Source organism: Bradyrhizobium sp. PRIMUS42 (genome assembly GCF_023006515.1).
In the GTDB taxonomy this organism is placed as follows: domain Bacteria; phylum Pseudomonadota; class Alphaproteobacteria; order Rhizobiales; family Xanthobacteraceae; genus Bradyrhizobium.
The window spans coordinates 1-7,394 of the sequence record NZ_JALBGZ010000288.1 but is presented as its reverse complement, the minus strand read 5'-3'; the positions used below and the strand labels follow the sequence as shown (position 1 = coordinate 7,394).

Here is a 7,394-nt window from a genome sequence, read left to right as displayed (position 1 = left end):
GGAGCGGGTGCATTGGGTCACCAGCAAGAGCCATCCGGTCGACGTTCACGCCGCGTCCGTGCCGCTGATCGGCTTTCCGACCGGCTGCCTCTACCGGGCCGGCGCCATCCACGCGCTGGAAAGCGTCGGCCGTGCCTGGCACATGGCCTATTCCTCATCGAGCCTTTCCGGCATCCAGGCCGCGGTCGCCGCCGGCATGGGCTTGAGCATCCTGTCGGAGATGTCGATCCAGGCCGACCATCGCGTGCTGACGGCGAAGGAAGGTTTTGCGCCGATCAACAAGACCGAGGTCGCACTGATGGCTTCGCCGGATGCGAGCCCGGCAACGCTGCGGCTTGCGGATCGTCTCGCCGAGTTTTGCGATGCGGTGCAGGCCAAGGCGGCCTGAAGGCGGCTTGAATTCGCGAGGCTTGCCGCCCGCCGCTCAATTCGCCGCCGACATCAGCCTGTCGCCGCACGCATTCGCATAAAACCTGCCGCCGCATTGGCGCTTGATGGCAGCGCAGCGGGCCGCGGGCGACGCGTTCTGCGGGACCGTGAAGCCGCAGCTCAGGCCGTCGGCGCTACGACCGGGTTTGCCGGCGGCAAACGCGGCACTGGAGGCGGTGATGCAGATGACGAGCAGGGCCGCCGCGGCGATTTCGATCAGCAGTCTCATGAAGATGTTCCTCCACACTGAGGGCTGAATTGATCCGCAATCTAGCACCGAATCCCGGGTTTCTCCGTGCTCGTCCGGGTTCCCAAAGCGGCCCGTTCCTTGCATAAATTGACGCCAGCGCAGTGCACGGCCGCGCCGATGACGATTCCGGTGCAGGGGCAAGACGCGTAGGGTGAGTAGTGTTCTTTCGACCAGGAAGTGACGGCTTTGCAAGATCAATCGTTCCAGCCCAGTTTTCCCGCCCCCGGGCAGCCCATCGACGAACTCGCGCTGGCTGAGATCAAGGGCGCGATCCTGGCGAAGCTGCGCCTTGCCATCGGCAAGGACGCAGGGATGGCGACCAAGCACGACTGGTACCAGGCCGCGGCGCTGACGTTGCGCGACCGCATCGTGCATCGCTGGCTCAGCGCCGAGAAGCGCAGCTACGATGCGGGGCGCAAGCGCGTCTACTATCTCTCGCTCGAATTCCTGATCGGCCGCCTGTTCACCGACGCGCTCAACAATATGGGGCTCCTGAAAATCTTCGAGGTTGCGCTCGGCGACCTCGGCGTCTCCCTGCCCGACTTGCGCAAATGCGAGCCGGATGCGGCGCTCGGCAATGGCGGTCTCGGCCGGCTTGCCGCCTGCTTCATGGAAAGCATGGCGACGCTGTCGATCCCCGCGATCGGCTACGGCATCCGCTACGATTACGGCCTGTTCCGCCAGATCATCAATCAGGGCTGGCAGCAGGAATATCCGGACGAATGGCTCGGCTTCGGCAATCCCTGGGAATTGCAGCGGCCGGAAGTGATCTACAACATTCATTTCGGCGGTGGCGTCGAGCATGTCGACGACAAGGGCCGCGACCGCGCGATCTGGCATCCGGGCGAGACCGTGCAGGCGATCGCCTATGATACGCCGATCGTCGGCTGGCGCGGCCAGCACGTCAACGCGCTCCGCCTGTGGTCGGCGCGCTCGCCCGATCCGTTGAAGCTCGACGCCTTCAACAAGGGCGACTATGTCAGCGCCAGCGCCGAGCAGTCGCGCGCGGAAGCGATCTGCAAATTCCTCTATCCGAACGACGAGAGCCCGGCGGGCCGCGAGCTGCGCCTGCGCCAGGAATATTTCTTCGTCTCCGCGTCGCTGCAGGACCTGGTCAATCGTCACCTGACCTCCGACGGGCAGCTTCGCAGCCTCGCGATGAAGGTCGCGGTGCAGCTCAACGACACCCATCCGAGCCTCGCCGTCACCGAGCTGATGCGGATCCTGGTCGACCTGCACAATTTCCGCTGGGACGAGGCCTGGAAGATCACGGTCGCGACGCTGTCCTACACCAACCACACGCTGCTGCCCGAGGCGCTGGAGACCTGGCCGGTCGAGCTGTTCGAGCGGCTGTTGCCGCGGCATCTGGAGATCATCTACCGCATCAACGTGCAGCATCTGGCGCTCGCGGAGGCGCGCTGCCCGGGCGACATCGACTTCCGTGCCTCGGTATCGCTGATCGACGAGAAGAGCGGGCGCCGCGTGCGCATGGGCCAGCTCGCCTTCGTCGGCTCGCACCGCATCAACGGCGTCTCGGGGATGCATTCGGACCTGATGCGCGAGACCGTGTTCCACGACCTCAACCATCTCTATCCCGGCCGCATCACCAACAAGACCAACGGCATCACCTTCCGCCGCTGGCTGATGCTGGCGAATCCGAAGCTGACCGATCTGTTGCGCGAGACCTGCGGCGAGGCCGTGCTCGACGATCCGACCCAACTCTCGCTGATCGAGGCCCGCGCCAGCGACGTCGAATTCCAGAAGAAATTCCGCGCCGTCAAGCTCCACAACAAGACCGTGCTGGCGCGCCTGATCGGCGAGCGGCTCGGCATCAAGGTCGATCCGAACGCGCTGTTCGACGTGCAGATCAAGCGCATCCACGAATACAAGCGCCAGCTCCTCAACGTCATCGAGACGGTCGCGCTGTATCAGGCGATCAAGGACGACCCCAACGGCAATTGGGTGCCGCGGGTGAAGATCTTCGCCGGCAAGGCGGCGGCAAGCTATCGCTACGCCAAGCTGATCATCAAACTGATCAACGACGTCGCGGAGGTCGTCAACAACGATCCCGCGATCGGCGGCAAGCTGAAGGTCGTCTTCCTGCCCGACTACAATGTCAGCCTGGCCGAGGTGATCATTCCCGCGGCCGACCTCTCCGAGCAGATCTCCACGGCCGGCATGGAAGCCTCCGGCACCGGCAACATGAAGCTGGCGCTCAACGGCGCCATCACCATCGGCACGCTCGACGGCGCCAATATCGAGATCCGCGACCATGTCGGCGCGGAGAACATCGCGATCTTCGGCATGGAGGCCGGCGACGTGATGATCCGGCGCAAGCAGGGGTTGGACGCCTCCGACGTCATCCGCAATTCGCCGAAGCTGCAGCGCGCCATCAATGCGATCGGCGCCGGCGAGTTCTCGCCCGGCGATCCCGGCCGCTTCGAATCGATCGCGCACGCGCTGCGCTATCTCGACCATTACATGGTCAGCGCCGATTTCGATTCCTATTACGAGACTCAGCGCGCAGTCGATGCGCGCTGGCTGGTCTCGCCGGCCTGGACACGCGCCTCCATCCTCAACGTCGCGCGCATGGCGTGGTTCTCCTCGGACCGCACCATCCGCGAATACGCCGAGGAGATCTGGAACGTGCCGGTCAATCCGACCACGCCGCAGCTTCCGAATTTGCGCGACGTAGCAGGCTGATTTTCCGCGGCGTGGAAGCGGCGCTACCTGCGAGGTTATTGATCTGGCAGGATAGCAATCATATTACGGCTTGAGCTTTTTCTGGCCGGAGTCGATCGTGCCTGTCGGCGAGTATATGAGCCCGGATGGGCAGCTTCGATTGCTGGTCATATGTCCCGATGGGGACTGGACGCTGGGTTTTGACGGTTTCCCCTGGCACACGCACGGCAGCATCCTTGCCAGTCTTTCAGGAAAGGACGAGGAAACTGCCATCGACGACTTCGTTGCCGACCTGACCAGCGGCAAGAGCATCATTGCGCTGAAGCGCATAGGGGGCTCGATCGCGGATGCCTGGGTTACAGATGATCCGGCGGACGACGTTTTGAGTTCGCAGCAGTATGGCCCTGGTGATGAGACGATGGAGTTTCGTCGTTGGGACGGAAGCTCAGTAGAGGTCTAATCCAATGCACGCCAAGCTCCCGCACCCATTCGACGACGCCACCCGCATCACCGCGGGTGACAGCAGCTGGCAGGGGCACACCAGCGACGATTACTGGGCCTTTGTCGGTCCGTTCGGCGGCGCCACGGCTGCGACCATCCTGCGCGCGCTGATCGAGCATCCAGAGCGCGCCGGCGAGCCGCTGGCGCTGACCGTCAATTACTGCGCGCCGATCGCGAAAGGCCCGTTCGATCTCGACCTGCGGCTGGTGAAGGCCAACCGCTCCAGCCAGCACTGGAGCGTCGAACTGTCGCAGGGCGGCGGCGAGGTCGCAACGCTTGCCACCGCCGTGTTCGCCGAGCGCCGGCCGTCCTGGGAGCACAGGGTGGCGCAATATCCTGAGACCAAGCCGTTCGAGCAGACGCTGCCGTTTCCAAAAATCGCGGCGTCCTGGGCCAACCAGTATGAATTCCGCTTCGTCGAGGGCGAGATGCGGATCGGCCCGCCGCAGGCCGAGCTCGCCGGCACCTATTCAAAGCTCTGGATCAGCGACCGCACGCCGCGCAAGCTCGACATGCTGTCGCTGATGTCGATGTCGGACGCCTTTTTCGGCCGCGTCTTCCACGCGCGGCGCGCGCTGGTGCCGTTCGGCACGGTGTCGCTGACGACGTATTTCCACACCGACAGCGACGAGCTCGCGGCGGAGGACGTCACGCGCGTGCTCGCGACGGCAGACGCAAAGATCCTCCACAAGAGCTACGCCGACCAGAATGCCGAGCTGTGGTCGCCGAACGGAAGGCTGCTCGCGACCAGCACGCAGATCGCGTATTTCAAAGCCTAGCTGCTTCCACGATCTCGTCATTGCGAGCGCAGCGAAGCAATCCAGACCGTCTCCGCGGCGGGATTCTGGATTGCTTCGCTACGCTCGCAATGACGCATGGAGAGATTATACCCACAAACAAAAAGGGCGGCCTCGCGGCCGCCCTTTTGCATTTCAAACGTTAGTGCCTCACTCCGCCGCGAGCTTCACGTCCGGCGCGGCGGCGCGCACCTCGGCGTCGACCTGGGCTTCGAACTTGGCGAAGTTCTTCTGGAACATGCCGACCAGCGCGCGGGCGGTCTTGTCGAACTCGTCCTTGTCCTTCCAGGTGTTGACCGGGTTGAGGATCTCGCTCGGCACGCCCGGCAGCGCGGTCGGGACCGCGAAGCCGAAATATTTGTCGGTGCGGAATTCGACGTTGCGAAGCGAGCCGTCGAGCGCGGCGGTCAGCAGCGCGCGCGTCACCTTGATCGGCATGCGCGAGCCGACACCGTATTTGCCGCCGGTCCAACCGGTGTTGACCAGCCAGCAATCGACATTGTGCTGGGCGATGAGGTCACGCAGCATGTTGCCGTAGACGGATGGATCGAGCGGCAGGAAGGGCGAGCCGAAGCAGGTCGAGAATTCCGGCTGCGGCTCGTTGCCGAGACCGCGCTCGGTGCCGGCGACCTTGGCGGTGTAGCCGGACAGGAAGTGATACATCGCCTGCGCCGGCGTGAGCTTGGCGATCGGCGGCAGCACGCCGAAGGCGTCGGCGGCGAGCATCACCACGTTCTTCGGCTGCGGCGCGCGGCCGGTGCGCGATGCGTTCGGGATGAAGTCGAGCGGATACGCAGAACGCGTGTTCTCGGTCTTGGAGCCATCGTCGAAATCCACCACGCGGGTGTCATCGTCGAGCACGCAATTCTCGAGCACCGCGCCGAAGCGCGTCGAAGCCGCGTAGATCTCGGGCTCTGCCTCCTGCGACAGCTTGATGCACTTGGCATAGCAGCCGCCCTCGAAATTGAAGACGCCGTTCGGGCCCCAGCCATGCTCGTCGTCGCCAATCAGCGTGCGGTTGGGATCGGCCGACAGCGTGGTCTTGCCGGTGCCTGATAGCCCGAAGAAGATCGCCGCGTCGCCCTTGGCGCCGACATTGGCCGAGCAGTGCATCGGCATCACGCCGCGCTCGGGCAGGTAATAGTTCAGCGTGGTGAAGACCGACTTCTTCATCTCGCCGGCGTAGTAGGAGCCGCCGATCAGGACGATCTTGCGGGCGAAATCGATCGCGACCACGTTCTCCGACTTGCAGCCATGGCGCTTCGGATCGGCGCGGAAGCTCGGCATGTCGATGATGGTGAGCTCCGGCGTGAAGCTCGACAGCTCGACCGCCTCGGGGCGGATCAGCAGCGTGCGGATGAACAGCGAATGCCAGGCGAGCTCGGTGAAGACGCGGGTCTTGATCCGGTAGGCCGGATCGGCGCCGCCGTAGAGATCCTGCGCGAACAGGCTCTTGCCTTCGGCGTGCTTGAGGAAGTCCTGGTAGAGCGTCTCGAACTGCTCCGCGGTGATCGACTGGTTGCCGGCCCACCACATCTTCTTGTCGGTGGTGGCGTCACGCACCGTGAACTTGTCCTTGGGGCTGCGGCCGGTGAACTCACCGGTGTCAGCGCAGAGCGCGCCGTCGGCAGACAACACCGCCTCGCCCGCTGCGAGCGAGTATTGATAGAGTTGCGGCGCACCGAGGTTCCAGTGAACCTGCTTGAGATTCTTTAAGCCGAATTTGTCGGCGCCGAAGGCACCGTTGCGCACGCCCGTCTCTTGCACGAAAAATCCTCCTAGAACCCGCGACACTCAGCGCGATCATGCTTTGGCGCCGTCGCGGTCACCGTGAATAATAGGCCATCCGGCCTCGGCTGGGCGACCTAATAATGATGAACGCTGGCGTTGCCAAGCTGATCCCGTAGGATTTGGTTTATTCAAGGACCGCGCCAAACGTCGCGCATGTCAGCCCTGAGCAGGTACATCAAAAAATCACGAATGATCGCGCAACCAAATGCCTGTTTGCGTGTTACTTCCGGTTATTGCGACGCACAATCCCTGTGGCGTCTTCTTATCTTACCTCCCCTTCGCCGATCAGTGCGAACGGCCCCCACATCGCGGGGTAGGCGTTGCGCGGCGACGAGGTGTCGTCGACAAACGTCAACATCGCGCGGCGCAAGGCTTCGGCACGACCGATCTTTGGTTCTTTCTTGAGCAGGTCGAAAGTCGACGTCGTCAGGCGGGTGGCGGCTTCCGAATCCACGGCCCAATGCGAGACCAGAAGCGCGCGGGCACCCGCATAGAAGAACGAACGCGCCAATCCCGACAGCGCCTCGGCGCCGGGCTTGTCGCCGGCGATGGTGTTGCAGGCGGACAGCACCACCCAATCGGCGTTGAGCTTGAGCTGGGCCACCTCGCTCGCGGTCAGAAGACCATCGTCGAGCTCCGACGGCTGATCGGGAATGGACAACGCAAGCGAGGGCTCACCCAGTCCCTTGACGTCGCCGGCAACGAGGCCATGGGTGGCAAAGTAGACGATGCCGTATTGAGCAAGCGCTGCACGCTTCAGCGTCGTTTCGCTGGCATCGCGGCCGAGATGGATGTCGGCATCTGTGGCGCCGATGTCCTTCGCCACCGCGTTCAGCTCGTCGGCGGTATCGGGCAGTTGCGGCAGCGCTTTCGCAAGCTGCGCGCGATCGACGCCGGCGCCGCGCCAGAAATCGGTATAGGCGCTCGTCGCGATGCTGCGCGCG

The 7,394-nt window shown here is 63.9% G+C and carries 7 protein-coding genes; 4 read left to right on the top strand and 3 right to left on the bottom strand.

The genetic code is table 11. The features are described 5' to 3' along the window. A partial coding sequence (locus tag MOV75_RS20825; RefSeq protein ID WP_247006512.1) for a LysR substrate-binding domain-containing protein occupies positions 1–388 on the top strand: 388 nt, incomplete at its 5' end. A 36-nt stretch (positions 389–424) separates the two neighbouring features. Here MOV75_RS20825 and MOV75_RS20820 read toward each other — a convergent pair. Continuing rightward, entirely contained in the window at positions 425–658 is a 234-nt protein-coding gene (locus MOV75_RS20820) for a hypothetical protein (protein ID WP_246928518.1), read from the bottom strand. A 207-nt stretch (positions 659–865) separates the two neighbouring features. On the opposite strand from MOV75_RS20820, the gene MOV75_RS20815 reads away from it, so the two are divergent. The 3 genes from MOV75_RS20815 to MOV75_RS20805 all read left to right on the top strand — a co-directional run bounded on the left by MOV75_RS20815 (position 866) and on the right by MOV75_RS20805 (position 4,641). Further along, entirely contained in the window at positions 866–3,382 is a 2,517-nt protein-coding gene (locus tag MOV75_RS20815; RefSeq protein ID WP_246928517.1) for a glycogen/starch/alpha-glucan phosphorylase, read from the top strand. A gap of 70 nt (positions 3,383–3,452) precedes the next feature. Further along, positions 3,453–3,821, top strand: coding sequence for a hypothetical protein (locus tag MOV75_RS20810; RefSeq protein WP_246928507.1), 369 nt, complete (start codon positions 3,453–3,455; stop codon positions 3,819–3,821). Between the two features lie 4 nt (positions 3,822–3,825). Then, positions 3,826–4,641 carry an acyl-CoA thioesterase II gene (locus MOV75_RS20805; protein ID WP_247006511.1) on the top strand — a complete coding sequence of 272 codons (816 nt, stop codon included), beginning with the start codon at positions 3,826–3,828 and terminating at the stop codon, positions 4,639–4,641. Between the two features lie 168 nt (positions 4,642–4,809). On the opposite strand, the gene MOV75_RS20800 is transcribed toward MOV75_RS20805, so the two are convergent. Both MOV75_RS20800 and MOV75_RS20795 read right to left on the bottom strand, forming a co-directional pair. Next, entirely contained in the window at positions 4,810–6,426 is a 1,617-nt protein-coding gene (locus MOV75_RS20800) for a phosphoenolpyruvate carboxykinase (RefSeq protein ID WP_246928495.1), read from the bottom strand. A 286-nt stretch (positions 6,427–6,712) separates the two neighbouring features. Further along, on the bottom strand, positions 6,713–7,394 hold a 682-nt coding region (locus MOV75_RS20795), incomplete at its 5' end, for a CHAT domain-containing protein (RefSeq protein ID WP_247006510.1).